16 protein-coding genes are annotated in these 15727 nt (G+C 55.6%); 9 read left to right on the plus strand and 7 right to left on the minus strand.

Annotated elements, in window-relative coordinates:
• Positions 1-88 precede the first annotated feature (88 nt).
• Together LJN55_RS01870 and crp are read right to left on the minus strand one after the other, a co-directional pair.
• A complete protein-coding gene (locus tag LJN55_RS01870; RefSeq protein WP_133846678.1) occupies positions 89-2164 on the minus strand; it encodes a YccS/YhfK family putative transporter in 2076 nt (691 codons plus the stop codon).
• 57 nt (positions 2165-2221) lie between these two features.
• Entirely contained in the window at positions 2222-2854 is a 633-nt protein-coding gene (gene crp / locus LJN55_RS01875; RefSeq protein WP_000242758.1) for a cAMP-activated global transcriptional regulator CRP, read from the minus strand.
• Positions 2855-3223: 369 nt separating this feature from the next.
• Here crp and LJN55_RS01880 point away from each other — a divergent pair, with 369 nt between their 5' ends.
• Together LJN55_RS01880 and LJN55_RS01885 are read left to right on the plus strand one after the other, a co-directional pair.
• Positions 3224-3631, plus strand: coding sequence for an OsmC family protein (locus LJN55_RS01880; protein WP_227535594.1), 408 nt, complete (start codon positions 3224-3226; stop codon positions 3629-3631).
• 260 nt (positions 3632-3891) lie between these two features.
• Positions 3892-5070 carry an amidohydrolase gene (locus tag LJN55_RS01885; protein WP_159337863.1) on the plus strand — a complete coding sequence of 393 codons (1179 nt, stop codon included), beginning with the start codon at positions 3892-3894 and terminating at the stop codon, positions 5068-5070.
• Positions 5071-5084: 14 nt separating this feature from the next.
• On the opposite strand, the gene LJN55_RS01890 is transcribed toward LJN55_RS01885, so the two are convergent.
• The 3 genes from LJN55_RS01890 to LJN55_RS01900 all read right to left on the minus strand — a co-directional run bounded on the left by LJN55_RS01890 (position 5085) and on the right by LJN55_RS01900 (position 7289).
• Positions 5085-5954, minus strand: coding sequence for a phosphoribulokinase (locus LJN55_RS01890; RefSeq protein ID WP_133846681.1), 870 nt, complete (start codon positions 5952-5954; stop codon positions 5085-5087).
• A gap of 100 nt (positions 5955-6054) precedes the next feature.
• A complete protein-coding gene (locus tag LJN55_RS01895) occupies positions 6055-6273 on the minus strand; it encodes a YheU family protein (RefSeq protein WP_133846705.1) in 219 nt (72 codons plus the stop codon).
• Entirely contained in the window at positions 6273-7289 is a 1017-nt protein-coding gene (locus tag LJN55_RS01900; RefSeq protein WP_167864264.1) for a hydrolase, read from the minus strand. Before LJN55_RS01900 ends, LJN55_RS01895 begins: the two co-directional genes overlap by 1 nt.
• Before the next feature lie 60 nt (positions 7290-7349).
• On the opposite strand from LJN55_RS01900, the gene LJN55_RS01905 reads away from it, so the two are divergent.
• Complete coding sequence (locus tag LJN55_RS01905) at positions 7350-7952, plus strand: LysE family translocator (protein WP_133846683.1); 603 nt, start codon at positions 7350-7352, stop codon at positions 7950-7952.
• A 291-nt stretch (positions 7953-8243) separates the two neighbouring features.
• On the opposite strand, the gene LJN55_RS01910 is transcribed toward LJN55_RS01905, so the two are convergent.
• Positions 8244-8501 (minus strand): hypothetical protein, encoded by a 258-nt coding sequence (locus LJN55_RS01910; RefSeq protein WP_227535596.1) that lies wholly within the window; start codon positions 8499-8501, stop codon positions 8244-8246.
• Positions 8502-8528: 27 nt separating this feature from the next.
• Here LJN55_RS01910 and tauA point away from each other — a divergent pair, with 27 nt between their 5' ends.
• Genes tauA through tauD form a run of 4 tightly spaced genes read left to right on the plus strand, consistent with a single transcriptional unit; the run spans position 8529 to position 11948 of the window.
• Positions 8529-9506, plus strand: a complete 978-nt coding sequence (gene tauA, locus LJN55_RS01915) for a taurine ABC transporter substrate-binding protein (RefSeq protein WP_227535597.1) — start codon at positions 8529-8531, stop codon at positions 9504-9506.
• A gap of 14 nt (positions 9507-9520) precedes the next feature.
• On the plus strand, positions 9521-10288 hold the full coding sequence (gene tauB / locus LJN55_RS01920) for a taurine ABC transporter ATP-binding subunit (protein ID WP_227535598.1): 768 nt from the start codon (positions 9521-9523) through the stop codon (positions 10286-10288).
• Positions 10285-11112 (plus strand): taurine ABC transporter permease TauC, encoded by an 828-nt coding sequence (gene tauC, locus LJN55_RS01925; protein ID WP_133846687.1) that lies wholly within the window; start codon positions 10285-10287, stop codon positions 11110-11112. The genes tauB and tauC overlap by 4 nt, the downstream gene beginning before the upstream one ends.
• A complete protein-coding gene (gene tauD, locus LJN55_RS01930; protein WP_227535599.1) occupies positions 11109-11948 on the plus strand; it encodes a taurine dioxygenase in 840 nt (279 codons plus the stop codon). Before tauC ends, tauD begins: the two co-directional genes overlap by 4 nt.
• A 76-nt stretch (positions 11949-12024) precedes the next feature.
• On the opposite strand, the gene LJN55_RS01935 is transcribed toward tauD, so the two are convergent.
• Positions 12025-12750, minus strand: coding sequence for an NUDIX hydrolase (locus LJN55_RS01935; protein ID WP_159337889.1), 726 nt, complete (start codon positions 12748-12750; stop codon positions 12025-12027).
• Positions 12751-12963: 213 nt separating this feature from the next.
• On the opposite strand from LJN55_RS01935, the gene prs reads away from it, so the two are divergent.
• The gene (prs, locus tag LJN55_RS01940; protein WP_167864267.1) at positions 12964-13839 is read left to right on the plus strand and encodes a ribose-phosphate diphosphokinase; all 876 of its coding nucleotides are present in this window, start codon (positions 12964-12966) and stop codon (positions 13837-13839) included.
• Positions 13829-15316, plus strand: coding sequence for a nicotinate phosphoribosyltransferase (locus LJN55_RS01945; RefSeq protein WP_167864268.1), 1488 nt, complete (start codon positions 13829-13831; stop codon positions 15314-15316). Before prs ends, LJN55_RS01945 begins: the two co-directional genes overlap by 11 nt.
• Positions 15317-15727 lie beyond the last annotated feature (411 nt).

Here is a 15727-nt window from a genome sequence, read left to right on the forward strand (position 1 = left end):
ATGCCGCTAATTCGTAGGGGTCAGGCATATCCTAGGCCAACGTCGGCATGCCGCTAATTCGTAGGGGTCAGGCATGCCTGACCCGCGATCATGACGATTTCCTCAAGCGCCGGGACAGCCAGCGGCCATGATGTGGGCGCTGGCTCCAGGTCAGCGACGAAATGGTGTGCATTACGCTGAGGTGGCCAAGAATACGCTTCACGTGTCGCTCCATAATGGTCACCGGCCCCTGATGGAAGTCCTCGGGAGCATCCAGTACATTGCTGCCTGAATCCGGTCCGTCATACTCCAGACGCTGCTGACAGCGTTGCAGGGCAATTTCGCAGGATTGCAAATAGCGCTCTGCCAGCGTCGGCGTTAGCATCGTATGCTCCCGCGCCAGAATGGTCATGGCGTTGATATGCTCAACAATAAACTGGCTGTGCGTGACCCACAGCTGCATATCGGCCAGGTAGCGTGAATTAAAGCCCGGTTCCTGCATCGCCTGATGCAGTGAGTTAAACAGCGCATTATGCGCCTGATTCACCCGCATACGCTGGTATGCCAGTTTCTCCGCATCCTGTTCGCTGCCCAGCAGCTTCTGCAATGCCTCCTGATAGGTCTCCAGCGCATCGTGCGCATTCTGACGCATCAATCCACTCTGCCACTGTGGCCATAGCCAAATCATGCCGCCGAAGGCAATCAGACAGCCCATTAGTGTATCCATTAAGCGCGGCAGCAGGAACTGCGCTCCGTTCAGCGACAGCAGTTGCAATGTATACACCGCGGTGACCGTGAATCCTACGGTTGCCCAGCCGTAAAACTTGCGGATAAACAGATAGCTCACCAGGGTAATCAGTAGCATCACCAGCAGCACCCAGGATTCCGGGGCATGTAAACCGAGCGTGGCAGCGGCAATGGCCAACCCGGCCAGCGTTCCCAGCGCCCTGTGCTGGATACGTACCCGAGTAGCGCTGTAACCGTTGAGGCTGACAAACATCACCGTCATCAGTATCCAGTAAGGCTTCGGCAGATTGAAGAACAGGGCCAGTGAACTGGCGAAGGTCAGCATGACTGCATAGCGTGCGGCGGTGCGCAGGGCAGAGGATTTCAGCGACAGATAACTCTTCAACGCAGGAAACAGCGGCAGGCGGCGCTGGCGGTCCGCCATCAGGTCGCGACGGTACAACGGGTGCTGGGTGCGTAGCACGCGGGCGATACGGCTGAAGTGATAATAGCAAAAGTTGCCAACCGGATTATCGGGGTGCTGACGGGATATTTTTTCCAGTGCCTGAAGCGGTTTTTCCATCGTGAAACGTTCAGGGAAGCGGTGATAGAGGATATCGTCAGCCAGTACCCGCAGGCGTGTGGCAATGGTCTGCGCATTCCAGCGGATCACCGCCTCGGCGTGGCTCTGCTCTACCAGCTTCTGTACTTCCTCGGGCTGATGCAGGCTGACGGCGATATGTTCCTGTAGATCGAGGGCGACCTGAAATGCGCGCGTCAGTCGCTGATAATGGTCGCGATTGGCGGCCAGCATATGCATTTGCTGGTAACAGGTGTTAATCAGATCGACGGCTTTCTGTTGGCGGACCAACAGGGGAGGCAGGGCGGTTTGGGGATCGGTCAACTGGGTTAGCAGACTGTATTTCGCTTCGCAGTAATCAGCCAGTTCATGATAGAGCAGACTGAGGGTTTCGCGCATCGGCTGCTCTTTCCACAGCCAGAACCAGAACCAGTTAAACGCGCCATACCAGACGGTACCGAGAATGAACAATAGCGGCGGCTGCCACATGGGCATGCGTCCGGCCAGACTGAGGGTGAAAATGGCGGCAATCAGCGATGCCGGTAGCAGACGACCGTGCAGCGGACTGATTTCACCGGTGACACCAAGCAGCAGTGACATGACCAGCAGGATCACGGGCAGTGGCACCTCTTCTGCCCCGGCGTACTGAATCAAAAAGCTACTGAAAGCAAACAGGCAACCGCCTACGATCAGACGTTTGAAGAAGCGTTTGTGTGGAGTATCAAGACCGGCATTGTTACAACAGGCGGGGACTAATGAGAACAGCAGGCCGTTTTGCAGGTTGCCGAGCATCCAGCCGATCGCCACGGGTAAACACAGCACCAGTGTTTGCCTGAGTGCGTAGTTAACTTCGGGGTGATAGATAATTCTCCGCCACATGAGCCACACCAAATAAAAACGGCGCGACTGGGCGTCGCGCCGTGGGTTCAGAGCCGGTTAACGTGTTCCGTAAACAACAATGGTTTTACCATGTGCTGAGATCAGGTTTTGATCTTCCAGCATTTTTAGAATACGACCCACCGTTTCGCGGGAGCAGCCGACGATCTGGCCGATCTCCTGACGGGTGATTTTGATCTGCATCCCATCCGGGTGCGTCATGGCATCCGGTTGTTTCGCCAGATTCAACAACGTTTGGGCAATGCGTCCGGTCACATCAAGGAAAGCTAAATTACCCACTTTCTCTGATGTGACTTGCAGGCGACGCGCCATCTGTGAAGACAGGCGCATCAGGATGTCAGGATTCACCTGAATCAACTGACGGAATTTTTTGTAGGAAATTTCAGCCACTTCACAGGCTGTTTTCGCACGTACCCATGCACTGCGCTCCTGACCTTCTTCAAAGAGGCCCAGCTCGCCAATGAAGTCGCCCTGATTGAGGTAGGAGAGGATCATCTCTTTGCCTTCTTCATCCTTGATTAACACCGCTACTGATCCTTTAACGATGTAATAGAGGGTTTCCGCCTTCTCACCCTGATGAATCAGAGTGCTTTTGGATGGATATTTGTGAATATGGCAATGTGACAGGAACCATTCGAGTGTAGGGTCTGTTTGCGGTTTGCCGAGAACCATTCGCTGTTATCCTCTGTTGTAATCGTGCCTAAATATACCCTGTATTCGGCGTGCTGCAGATGCGTTGCCGCTGGCCTGAAGCGCGAAATATTTTTGGGTATCAGGGGATGTATCCCTGCCAGGCGTTGAAATATTCAAGCGTTCCCATAGGGAAATTATACGGGCCTCTGTTAAGAGCATGGCTCGTGCTGTCGTCCCGTTTTTACCGTGCATTGTTATGCCAGTAAAATATTGCAGCTTCGTTTGTAGCACAGCTTTACAAGACTGTCTTCTGTTGTCTCGCTTCAGCATAGTTCGAAAAAGGCAACGTTGCCGTTTTTGTGAGTGCAGCGTACTCTGCGGTAACTGAATCAATGAGAGGATTTTGTGATGCAAGCACGAGTTAAGTGGGTTGAAGGGATGACGTTTTTGGGAGAATCCTCATCCGGCCATCAGATTTTGATGGATGGCACCGCGGGGGATAAAGCACCCAGCCCGATGGAGATGGTGCTGATGGCTGCCGGGGGATGCAGTGCGATTGATGTGGTGTCTATACTGCAGAAAGGCCGTCACGATGTCGCCGACTGTGAAGTTAAATTGACCTCGGAACGTCGTGAAGAGGCACCGCGTATTTTCACCCATATTAACCTGCACTTTATTGTCAGCGGCAAGGCGTTAACGGATAAAGCCGTTTCACGTGCGGTCGACCTCTCTGCGGAGAAATACTGCTCGGTGGCGATTATGCTGGGGAGCGCGGTGAAAATGACGCACAGCTATGAAGTGACAGATCTGACCTGAAGCTGGTTTCTTATGGGTAACGATGTTCGTTGTCGTTACCCACAGCTGACAGAACGTAGCGTACACATCCTGCTATTCCTCTCTCTACCCGCATTTCACGCCACGGCAGGCGAATAACATCAGCGGTATATTTCCCTCGTTCTACATTCCTTTCTTAATTTGCTGCAGGCTGGCGAAACAACAGCTGAATGTCCGGCGTTTGCCCATGATTCTCTGTTGCTGCCTGGTCTGCCGTTGTCAGATTTAATTAACCAGGAGTCATGATGACTATCGAGACGCTGATTCAGGATGTCACACCAAAGGTGCTGCAATGGCGGCGGCATATTCACGCGAATGCCGAACTCTCTTTCCACGAGCATGGCACCGCAGACTATGTTGCCGCTGAACTGGCAAAGTTTGGCCCATTAACACTTAGTCGCCCGACGCCAAATAGCGTACTGGCTGAACTTGAGGGGCCGCGTAGTGGTGACTGCATTGCCCTGAGGGCCGATATGGATGCGCTGCCTATTGAGGAGTTGAACAGTGAACCTTTCACTTCGCGCAATCGCGGTGTGATGCATGCCTGCGGGCATGATGCGCATACGGCAATGCTGATGGGGGCGGCATGGGTGTTGTGCCAGCAGCAGAGTAAGCTTGCCGGCAAAGTGCGCTTTATTTTCCAGCATGCGGAAGAAGTGCCGCCAGGCGGGGCCAGCGAGCTGATTAAGCTGGGCGTATTGAATGGTGTATCAATGATCTTCGGTCTGCATGTTTTCCCGGGACTGTCTACCGGCCAGGTGGCTGTGAAAGAGGGCGTCTTCAGCGCTGCCAGCGATAACTTCGACCTGACCCTGCAGGGAAAAGGCGCCCACGCAGCGATGCCGCAGGAGAGTATCGACCCGGTGACGCTGGGCGCAGGAGTGGTGCAGGCACTTCAGCAGATTGTCTCACGTCGTCTTGACCCTAACGAAGGTGCCGTACTGACGGTCGCGAGTTTTCAGGCTGACGGCGGCTATAACGTTATCCCTGACACGGCGCATCTGCGCGGCACGCTGCGCACGCTCAGCCAGAGTGCGCGTAACACTATCCCGCAGATGATGTCACAGCAGCTGGACGGAATGACGCAGGGAGCAGGGGCCAGCTACGTGCTGAAATGGACGCCGGGTTACACCACCGGGGTTAATCACCCGGACGCCTGCCGTATTGCAGTGGATAATGTGATTGCCACGCTGGGGGATGATGCCTTGCAGGTTATGCTGCATCCAATGTTTGGCTGCGAGGACTTCTCAGCCTATCAGCAGGTAGTGCCGGGCTGTTTCCTGTGGGTCGGGTCGGGCAACCCGGAAAAAGGGACCTGCCGGGGGCTGCATAACCCCCATTTTCGCCTTGACGAAGATGCGCTAAAAATCGGGGTGAGGCTGCATACCGGCTTTATCCACCGCCTGCTGATGAAGCGATAACAGGATAAATGGGGTCAGCCGATTTTTTTGCCTTCGATAAGGCGTTTGACCAGTGGCCCCATAATCAACTCCATTGCCAGTCCCATTTTTCCACCTGGTACCACCAGGGTTTTGATATGCGAGATAAACGAACCTTGCAACATGGAGAGAAGATAGGGGAAGTCGATATCTTCCAGCCCCTGAAAGTGGATGACGACAAAACTTTCATCCAGAGAGGGGATGCCGCGAGCAGCAAAGGGGTTAGAGGTATCCACCGTGGGGACGCGCTGGAAGTTAATATGAGTGCGTGAGAACTGCGGCGTAATAAAGTTAATGTAGTCCTCCATGGAACGCACCACTGAATCCATGACCGCTTCACGCGAGTGACCGCGTTCACCCGTGTCGCGCACCAGTTTTTGTATCCACTCCAGGTTAACGATAGGCACCACGCCGACCAGCAGGTCCACCTTGTCTGCCACGTTGTGCAGCGGAGTCATTACGCCGCCATGCAAACCCTCATAAAACAGGACATCGGTGGGTTCAGGCAGCGGCTGCCACGGGGTAAATGTACCCGGCACCTGGTTCCAGGGTACGGCTTCATCATAGGTGTGCAGATATTTGCGCGACTGCCCTTTACCGCTGCGACCATATTCACTGAACGTTTGCTCCAGCAGGCCAAAGTCATTGGCTTCAGGGCCAAAATAGCTGACGTGCTTTCCCATATCGCGCGCTTTACGGATTGCCATATCCATTTCCGGGCGGGTAAAACGGTGGAAACTGTCCCCTTCGACCTCGGCTGCCCGCAGATTAAGTTGCTGAAAAATCTTCCTGAAAGCCAGGCTGGTGGTGGTGGTTCCTGCCCCACTGGAGCCGGTGACGGCGATGACCGGATGTTTGGCTGACATGGCGTGCAACTCCCTGATAAAGGTCGGACGGACGGATCATTGGTAACATGTTTTACCCGTCCAAGTCATTATGGCTTCACGTTTACTTATTCACGACTATTTATTCACGAAACTGGCCGCGCGGCATGATGTTGACGGATTCATGCAATTCCGACCACACCAGCACCACCTCGCCGCTGTTGAGCTGGCGACGGACATCGTCGACTTTCTGTTTTAGCGAGCGCTCCTGTTCACCATAGTCGGTGCCTTCACGCAGCACGAAGGATTCAATCAAATTGTCGAGCGTTTCGGTATCAAGGTCTTTCCAGGGGATAATCATCATTTCTCCAGCCAGGTGTTAAGCCACTGAGGGATGCGCTGTTCCAGCCACATCGCAGGTTTACGCAGCGTGCCGCCGACGAAACCGACGTGTCCACCGTGCTGCGTCAGCTGATACTCAACACAGGCGGGCAGTAATGCCGGATCAGGGATGACCTCAGGGGTCATAAAAGGGTCGTCTTTCGCGTGTATCACCAATAACGGTTTACGCACGCCGGGGAGCAACGGCATGGCGCTGCAACGATGATAGTAGTCGCTGGCATCCGCAAAGCCGTGCGCGCGCGCGGTGATCGCATCGTCAAAGTCGCGTAGCAGGCGCAGCGATTTAAGCTGAGCCAGGTCGACAGGGAGTGTTCCCGGCCACGCGCGGAGTTTGCGTTCGGCATTCTGCTTCAGCAATCCCAGCAAATAACGCTGATAGATGCGTGAAAATCCCTGCTCCAGCCGCAGACTACAGGGTTCCAGCATCAGCGGGGCGGAAACCACCACGCCCGCGTCCAGCAGGCAGCCCTCGCCCTGCTTGCCCATCATACAGGCCAGCATATTCCCGCCCAGGGAAATCCCCACCGCGGCGGTAGGAACCTGTCCCCATTCATCGCGCAACCACTGCAAAAAGTAGCTGGCGTCTTCTGTCTCACCGGAGTGATAGATACGGTTGAGCCGATTCGGTACACCACTGCAACCGCGAAAATGCATCACCACGCCAAGCCAGCCGCGATCTTTCCACGCCTGAAGCAGGCCGTGCGCATAAGGGCTGTGAAAACTGCCCTCCAGCCCGTGGAACAGGACCACTCGGGGTTTGTGGCGTGCGGCCGCCGGATCTTCACTCCATGCCAGATCGACAAAATCGCTATCCGGTAACGTCAGGCGCTGCCAGTGGGGTTGCAGGGTAATGCGGCGACGGATCAGGCGCGGCAGAATGGTTTGCAGATGCGGATTGCTGGTGCCCATTAGTGGACGAAAAGCGTTATCCGTCAGGGGGCTAAAATTTATCGGGTTAGAGCTTGTAGGATCCATAGCACGCTGTTAGCTTCGTCAGGTTGTTAATTTTTCAGAGGGGTGGGGAGCACCCGTTCTATGGAACTGAGTCTGTTTTTATCAATGCTGGGCTTTCTGTGGGTCGCGGCGATTACGCCAGGCCCTAATAATATGTTACTCACCGCCTCAGGTGCTAACTTTGGTTTTCTGCGCTCTCTGATGTTACTGATCGGCATTATGATCGGGATGCAGGTGATGCTGCTGATGGTGGCCTTTGGCGTGGGTGGTTTGATTCTGCTTTATCCTTCCCTCCATCTGTTCCTGAAAATAGCGGGCAGTGCCTATTTGCTCTGGCTGGCGTGGAAAATCGGCAGCGCGGAATACGAAAAACTGGAAACGGGTAACGCACCCGCAGCGCCGATGCCGTTCTGGCAGGGCGGTCTGTTGCAACTGATTAACCCGAAAGCCTGGCTAATGGCACTGGGTGCCGTGGCCAGCTTCAGTCTGGCCGGTGAAGCCTACAAAAACTCGGTGATTGCCATCAGTATTGGCATGGCGCTGGTCAATGTGGTTTCCGGGGTGATCTGGTTAGGCTTCGGCACGCTGATAGGCCGCATTCTGCGCAGTCGCCGGGCCTGGACCCTTTTCAATGTTTTTATGGGGTTGTTAACAGCGGCCTGCGTATTGCTGATCTGGCACTAAAACCGCGGGCGAGGCGTGCCTTGCCCCTACGGTATTTGCTTCGGACCTACGATCTTCCCCGCCTCTACGTCGTGCTTCGGACCTACGATATTCTTCATTTTCCGTAGGGGCCGGGCATACCCGGCCCGATTACGGCTTAAACCCATCGGTTTTCAGCAGGCTGTTCAGCACGGTGAGGTCGGTCTCGAACGCCAGCGTATCGTTTTCCAGCAGGCGCAAATGCTGCTGGGCGAAGGCGGAGTTCAGTGCTTGTAACGCATATGTCGGTAGTTTTTCCGCTATTGATGGCCGTCAGGCTTTGCGTTTCAGCATTTGATTGATGGTATCGGCCATCTCTTTTTGCAGGGCAGTCGCCTGGCGTTGAGACTGTGGTGCAAGGGAAATGCGCAGTGCGTAAACCCTGCTTATTCTGAAAATACGCTTAACTAAGGCTTTTACCATTTTTTGGCAAATCAATTCACAATTCTCCCTAAGCAATTTTTGATATAAAAAAGAATTTTTAATTACTTTATTACGATAGCCGCGCCCGGTTACAAAGGAGGTGTTCACCAATAACAATAATCTCTGGAGCGGGCTATGGCGGGTAAATTCACACTTTCAATATTGGCAGCGGCATTGTCACTGACAGCACTCAGCGTTCAGGCAGTCGATGTCACCATCGCGTATCAGACATCAGCAGAACCGGCAAAAGTCGCTCAGGCTGACGGCACCTTTGCCAAAGAGAGCGGGGCGAAAGTCGACTGGCGTAAATTCGACAGCGGCTCCAGCGTGATCCGCGCACTGGCTTCCGGCGACGTACAGATCGGCAATATCGGTTCCAGCCCACTGGCGGTCGCCGCCAGTCAAAAACTGCCTATCGAGGTGTTCCTGCTGGCTTCCCAACTGGGCAACTCCGAAGCGCTGGTGGTGAAAAAAGACATCAAGAGTCCGAAAGACCTGATTGGCAAGCGCATCGCCGTGCCCTTTATTTCAACCACGCATTACAGTCTGCTGGCGTCGTTGAAGCACTGGGGCATTAAGCCGGGCCAGGTAAAGATCATCAACCTGCAACCCCCGGCCATTCTTGCAGCCTGGCAGCGTGGTGACATCGATGGTGCTTACGTCTGGGCTCCGGCAGTGAATCAGCTGGAGAAAGACGGCAAGGTGCTGACCGATTCCGCCCAGGTCGGGAAATGGGGTTCGCCAACGCTGGATGTGTGGGTAGTGCGTAAAGACTTTGCCCAGCAGCATCCGGAAGTGGTGACTGCCTTTGCCCGCAGCGCACTGGACGCGCAGAAAGCCTATCTTGATAACCCGCAGCAGTGGCTGAAGCAGGACGATAACCTGACCAAACTGTCGCGCTTCAGCGGTGTGCCGAATGCCGACGTTCCGGTTCTGGTGGAAGGAAATACCTATCTGACAGCGAAACAGCAGGTGGAGCAGCTTAACGGCACGGTTAACAAGGCGATTGTGGATACGGCCCAGTTCCTGAAGGAGCAGGGCAAAGTGCCGGACATCGCAACGGATTACAGCAGCTATGTCACCGACCGCTTTGTGAAACCCCTCGCACAATAACAGGAGCCAGAATCATGCTGTCAGTCTCTCATCTTCGCGCCAGCTATGCAGGACAACTGGCATTACAGGATATCAACCTGTCGATCGGCAATGGAGAGCTGGTAGTGGTTCTGGGCCCATCGGGCTGTGGTAAGACGACGCTGCTTAACCTGATTGCCGGATTTATTCCGGCAGACAGTGGCAGCATTACGCTGGACGGCCAGCCGGTGAGTGGACCGGGCGCCGACCGGGGCGTGGTCTTTCAGCATGAAGGGCTGCTGCCATGGCGCAATGTACTGGATAACGTTGCATTCGGGCTGCAGCTGGCAGGAGTGGAAAAAAATGCCCGCCGGGCAGTGGCACGCCAGATGCTGAAAAAAGTCGGGCTGGAGGGTGCTGAAAAACGCTTTATCTGGCAGCTTTCGGGCGGTATGCGTCAACGCGTTGGCATTGCCCGCGCACTGGCGGCTGACCCGCGTCTGCTGCTGCTCGATGAACCCTTCGGCGCACTTGACGCCTTTACCCGCGAGCAGATGCAGGAACTGTTGCTGACGTTATGGCGCGACACTGGCAAACAGATTCTGTTGATTACGCACGATATTGAGGAAGCCGTGTTCCTCGCCAGCGAACTGATTCTACTGTCTCCGGGGCCGGGCCGTATTGTCGAACGCCTGTCACTCGACTTTGGCCGCCGCTATGCAGCGGGGGAAGCCTGCCGCGCGATTAAATCCGATCCTGCCTTTATTGAACGCCGTGAATACGTACTCGGCCGGGTGTTCCAGCAGCGTGAGGTATTTGCATGAGCTCCCTGATTAACGAAAAAAGCACGGTGCGCCGTGTGAAATGGCGCTGGCCGCTGTCGCGTCAGCTGACACTCAGCGTGGGTACACTTCTGGTGTTGCTGGCCGTGTGGTGGGCCGTGACCGCCTTACAGCTGATTGAGCCACTGTTTCTGCCACCGCCGCAGAAGGTCTTACACCAGTTACTGACCATCGCCAGCCCGGCCGGATTTATGGATGCCACGCTGTGGCAGCATTTGGGTGCGAGCCTGACGCGCATTGTGATTGCGCTGTTGGCCGCGACGTTGATTGGCGTTCCGGTGGGCATTTTTATGGGGCTGAATGACACCGTGCGCGGCATTCTCGACCCGCTGATTGAGCTGTACCGTCCTGTGCCGCCGCTGGCTTATTTGCCACTGATGGTGATCTGGTTTGGTATTGGCGAGACCTCAAAAATTTTACTGATCTACCTGGCGATTTTTGCGCCGATCGCGATGTCGGCGGTGGCCGGGGTAAAAAGTGCTCAGCAGGTCCGTCTGCGTGCCGCCCGCTCACTTGGTGCCAGCCGCTGGCAGGTGCTGTGGCATGTGGTTCTGCCCGGTGCGCTGCCGGAAATCCTGACAGGCATTCGTATTGGTCTTGGCGTCGGCTGGTCGACGCTGGTGGCCGCTGAACTGATCGCCGCCACCCGCGGACTGGGCTTTATGGTGCAGTCAGCTGGCGAGTTTCTCGCCACCGATGTGGTGCTGGCCGGTATCTCAGTGATCGCCCTGATAGCTTTTGCGCTGGAGCTGGGGCTACGCGCCTTGCAGCGCCGCCTTACCCCCTGGCATGGAGTACAACAATGAACGAACGTATTAAAATTCAGGCGCTTGGCCCCTATATTGGTGCCCAGGTCAGCGATGTAGATTTGACCCGCCCGTTAAGCGATGCGCAGTTTGAGCAGCTCTATCATGCGCTGATCCGCCATCAGGTACTGTTCCTGCGTGACCAGCCGTTAACCCCGCAGCAGCATCGCCAGCTGGCGGCACGGTTTGGCGACCTGCATATTCACCCGGTTTATCCGCATGCGCCGGATGTGGAGGAGATTATCGTGCTGGATACCCATGACGATAACCCGCCGGATAACGACAACTGGCATACCGATGTGACGTTTATTGAAACCCCTCCAGCCGGGGCGATCCTCGCGGCGAAGCAGTTACCCGAAACCGGGGGCGATACGCTGTGGACCAGTGGGATCGCTGCGTATAACGCGCTGTCTGAACCGTTACAGGTGCTGCTGGGTGGGTTACAGGCCGAGCATGATTTCCGCAAAGCCTTCCAGGAATACAAATATCGCGGCAGTGAGGAAGAACATCAGCGCTGGCAGCAGGCGGTGGCGAAGAATCCGCCCGTGTTACATCCAGTGATCCGCACCCATCCGGTCAGCGGTAAAAAGGCGTTATTTGTTAATGAAGGCTTTACCACGCGTATTGTCGATCTGACAGAGAAGGAGAGTGATGCGCTGCTGCATTTCTTGTTTGCCCATGTCACCAAACCTGACTTCCAGGTGCGCTGGCGCTGGCAGGTGGGTGATGTGGCCATCTGGGATAACCGTGTGACGCAGCATTATGCCAATGCGGATTATTTACCGGCACGCCGCATCATGCACAGAGCAACGATATTAGGGGACAAGCCCTTTTAACAAAACGGATTGTACCGGAGCGAGACAAGGCGCGAGGAGACGCAGCAACACAGTCGCAGCCCGGTACAAGGCCGTTTTAATTGTCGATCATCAGGTTGCGGGAGAAGGTATGAACATCCGCACCCGGCTTAAGGCGATACAGTTTGGCCTTTCGCGCGCCCGTCGCCACGCTTTCCCCGGTTTCCTCAAACATCGCTGAGGCCTCAAAACGACGGATCAGGCTTTTACGCTGCACCGGGCGGTCGAGGATCGTTTCGGTTACGTCCTGCAACTGCGTGAGGGTAAAGGCGGCAGGCAGGCAGTAGACGGGCAGCAGGGAGTAGAGCGTTTTTTGCCGCAGCCGTTGCAGGGCTTCGGCAATAATCAGCTGGTGGTCAAAGGCGATATCGCTGCGCTGTGCCAGCCCGGCCAGCGGTTGCCACTGCACATCGCTCACGTCCTCACTTTCTGCGCGGCAATTTTCCGCGGCGATCAGCGCATACCAGGCAGTGGTCAGGCTCCAGCCGCGGGGATCTCGATCTGGCCCTGACCAGGTTGCCAGCTGTTCAAGCCACGGAGGATTGACCGTGGTTTTCTCACGCAGTTTACGCAGCGCCGTGGCACGCGTGGATTCATCCTGTTGCATATCAATAAACCCTCCCGGTAGCCCCCACCATCCCCGTTGCGGATGATTAGCACGTTGTACCAGTAACACGCACAGCTGTTCCTGCCATAGGGTAAACAGCACGCTGTCGACGGTGACAAGCGGTGCGGCATAGCGTGAGGCATCGTACTGCGCCAGATACTCTTCTTCTGATGACATCATAGGGTTCCTGCAGGAAGTGTCGCTGGGACACACTACCAGCCCCGGCGTAATGATTCAATCATGCCGCTTTTTTGATGAGATTTATTTGATTTAAAATCATGGTGTTAACCAGTTTTTCTCTCCGCGAGTTATTTTTTACTTGTTAATTAGTGTCTCTTGGACAATTATATAAATGTCCTTGAGACATTAATTGGTAAATAGGAGTCTGCGATGATGAAACTGCAATTAACACTCGATGGTCAGGAGGCCGCGCTGGAAAGCGGCCGCTTTCCTGACGGTGCGGTCTGGGGACGTGTGCTGTCGTCGCTTGATCCGCAGGCCACCATTCTGACGCTGCGTGCCAGTGCGATGCAGACTCTGGATGACCTGATGCTGGTCGCGCAGGTACTGGATGCGGTACGCCAGCGCTGCCTGCTGCGCCAGACGACTCTTGAGCTGCCGTGGCTGCCCTATGCCCGCCAGGACCGCACCATGCGTGACGGTGACAGTTTTGCGTTGAAAGTGTTTGCCGGTTTTCTTAATCAACTGCGCTTTGACCGCGTAGTGGTGCTTGATCCGCATAGCGATGTGGCCGCAGGCGTTGTTGACCGTCTGGTGGCGATCCCACAGCATCGCGCTCTGATCCACAGCCCTACGCTGCGCGCTGAACTGGCGCAAGGCATGATGCTGGTTGCGCCCGATGCAGGTGCGTTGAAGAAGGTGCATGCGCTGGCGCAGCAGGTCAACGCCACGGAATACGGCATTCTGGGCAAACACCGTGATATTGCCAGCGGTGCACTGAGCGGATTCGAGCTGTTGAAAGGCGATGTGATGAACCGGGACGTGCTGATTGCTGACGACCTCTGCGATGCCGGAGGCACTTTTATCGGTTCAGCTGCGGTGTTGCGTGCTGCCGGGGCGCGTTCGGTCAGCCTGTATGTCACGCACGGCCTGTTCAGCAAAGGAGTGGATCACCTGCTGAGCCAGGGGATCGACCGCATCTGGACCACCACATCACTGGCGGGACATGAACTGGCGCAGGAACGTGTAGAACTGATTGATATCGACACCATTTACCGCAGTGAAGGAGCATCCCATGCAAATTAATCCGATTATGGCTATCGACGGCTACAAAACCACACATCGCGAACAGTACCCGGCGGGAACGAACCGCGTGTACTCCAACTTTACCCCGCGTGGAAATCGTTATTTCCACTCACCGCTGGCGGATGATGCGCTGGTGTTTTTCGGCCTGCAGGGTTTTTTACAGTGGTTTATGGTCGATTTGTTTAACGACAAATTCTTTGCCCAGCCGGAAGAGCAGGTGGTGGGCGAGTATCAGCAACTGATGGACAGCTACCTGGGAAAAAATAGCGTCAGCGTGGAGCATATCCGCGCACTGCATCGCCTGGGCTATTTGCCGCTGGCGATCAAAAGCCTGGATGAAGGCAGCAAAGTGTCAATGAAAATTCCGGTGCTGACCATCACCAATACCGTGGATGAGTTTTTCTGGCTGGTTAACTACCTTGAGAGCGTGATGTCGGCAGAGCTGTGGAAGTCTTCCACCAATGCTACCGTGGCGCACCACTATCGCCAGATTTGTCAGCAGTGGGCGGAACGGACCTGTGACGATATGACACATGTCGATTTTCAGTGTCATGACTTCTCGTTCCGCGGCATGTCAGGCCTGCATGATGCTGCACAATCGGGGGTGGGCCACCTGCTGAGTTTTACCGGTACTGACAGTCTGCCTTCTATTCTCTATGCGCAGCAGTACTACCGCCCGGCAGAAGGGACGTTTATTGCCGGGAGTATTCCTGCCACCGAGCACAGCGTGATGTGCATGGGTGAGGAGCAGGGTGAGATCGCCACCTTCCGTCGTCTGCTGACGGAGCTTTATCCGGCCGGGTTTGTTTCGGTGGTGTCCGATACCTGGGATTACTGGAAAGTACTGACCGAATACAGCCGCGAGCTCAAACCCGAGATCATGGCGCGTGAAGGCCGTCTGGTGTTCCGCCCTGACAGCGGTGACCCGGTGGAGATACTGTGCGGCAGCGGCGACGATGCCGACCGCGATCCGGCACGCAGTGCACAACAGAAAGGCTCCGTCGAAGTGCTGTGGGAGATCTTCGGCGGCACGATCAATGCGAAGGGCTACAAGGTGCTGGACCCGCATGTTGGCCTGATTTACGGCGACTCGATTACGCTTGAGCGTGCCAATCTGATCCTGAGCCGTCTGGAGGCCAAAGGTTTTGCCAGCAGCAATGTGGTGTTCGGCGTCGGGTCTTATACTTATCAGTACAACACGCGTGACACCTTTGGTTTCGCGATGAAAGCGACCTATGGCGAAGTGAACGGTGAGGGGCGTGAGATCTTCAAACAGCCGAAAACGGACAATGGCATGAAAAACTCTGCGCGGGGCCTGTTACGGGTGGAAAAAGATGATGAAGGGAAATATCGTCTGCTGGACGGTCAGAGCTGGCAGCAGGAGCAGGGTGGGGAGCTGAAAATCCGTTTCCTGGATGGAAAGCTGCATAACGTTGAAGATCTGACCGCGCTTCGCCAGCGTCTGGCGGCGCAGTAACGAGATGCGGGTCGGGCATGCCCGACCCCTACGAATGTGTTATCCCGATAAATCAGTGTCGTAGGGGCGTGGCATGCCGCGTCGGGTTGTGTCCCAGAGTGCGTTATCCCGTTAAATCAGTGTCGTAGTGGCGCGGTATGCCGCGTCGGGTTGTGTCCCAGAGTGCGTTATCCCGTTAAATCAGTGTCGTAGGGGCGTGGCATGCCACGCCCGGTTGTGTCGCCGAGTGCGTTATCCCGATAAATCAGTATCGTAGGGGCGTGGCATGCCGCGCCCGGTTGTGTCCCAGAGTGCGTTATCCCGTTAAATCAGTGTCGTAGTGGCGCGGTATGCCGCGTCGGGTTGTGTCCCAGAGTGCGTTATCCCGATAAATCAGTGTCGTTGGGGCGTGGCATGCCGCGCCCGGACTGC

Origin of the sequence: Erwinia rhapontici (assembly GCF_020683125.1) — a bacterium.
Classification (GTDB): domain Bacteria; phylum Pseudomonadota; class Gammaproteobacteria; order Enterobacterales; family Enterobacteriaceae; genus Erwinia; species Erwinia rhapontici.

Coding starts and splice junctions, on each gene's coding strand:
- tauB (WP_227535598.1), top strand. CDS start 9,521: ATGCTGTCAGTCTCTCATCTTCGCGCCAGCTATGCAGGACAACTGGCA.
- LJN55_RS01890 (WP_133846681.1), bottom strand. CDS start 5,954: ATGTCAGCCAAACATCCGGTCATCGCCGTCACCGGCTCCAGTGGGGCA.
- prs (WP_167864267.1), top strand. CDS start 12,964: ATGATGAAACTGCAATTAACACTCGATGGTCAGGAGGCCGCGCTGGAA.
- tauD (WP_227535599.1), top strand. CDS start 11,109: ATGAACGAACGTATTAAAATTCAGGCGCTTGGCCCCTATATTGGTGCC.
- LJN55_RS01900 (WP_167864264.1), bottom strand. CDS start 7,289: ATGGATCCTACAAGCTCTAACCCGATAAATTTTAGCCCCCTGACGGAT.
- LJN55_RS01880 (WP_227535594.1), top strand. CDS start 3,224: ATGCAAGCACGAGTTAAGTGGGTTGAAGGGATGACGTTTTTGGGAGAA.
- LJN55_RS01895 (WP_133846705.1), bottom strand. CDS start 6,273: ATGATTATCCCCTGGAAAGACCTTGATACCGAAACGCTCGACAATTTG.
- LJN55_RS01870 (WP_133846678.1), bottom strand. CDS start 2,164: ATGTGGCGGAGAATTATCTATCACCCCGAAGTTAACTACGCACTCAGG.
- crp (WP_000242758.1), bottom strand. CDS start 2,854: ATGGTTCTCGGCAAACCGCAAACAGACCCTACACTCGAATGGTTCCTG.
- LJN55_RS01905 (WP_133846683.1), top strand. CDS start 7,350: ATGGAACTGAGTCTGTTTTTATCAATGCTGGGCTTTCTGTGGGTCGCG.
- LJN55_RS01945 (WP_167864268.1), top strand. CDS start 13,829: ATGCAAATTAATCCGATTATGGCTATCGACGGCTACAAAACCACACAT.
- tauA (WP_227535597.1), top strand. CDS start 8,529: ATGGCGGGTAAATTCACACTTTCAATATTGGCAGCGGCATTGTCACTG.
- LJN55_RS01935 (WP_159337889.1), bottom strand. CDS start 12,750: ATGTCATCAGAAGAAGAGTATCTGGCGCAGTACGATGCCTCACGCTAT.
- tauC (WP_133846687.1), top strand. CDS start 10,285: ATGAGCTCCCTGATTAACGAAAAAAGCACGGTGCGCCGTGTGAAATGG.
- LJN55_RS01885 (WP_159337863.1), top strand. CDS start 3,892: ATGATGACTATCGAGACGCTGATTCAGGATGTCACACCAAAGGTGCTG.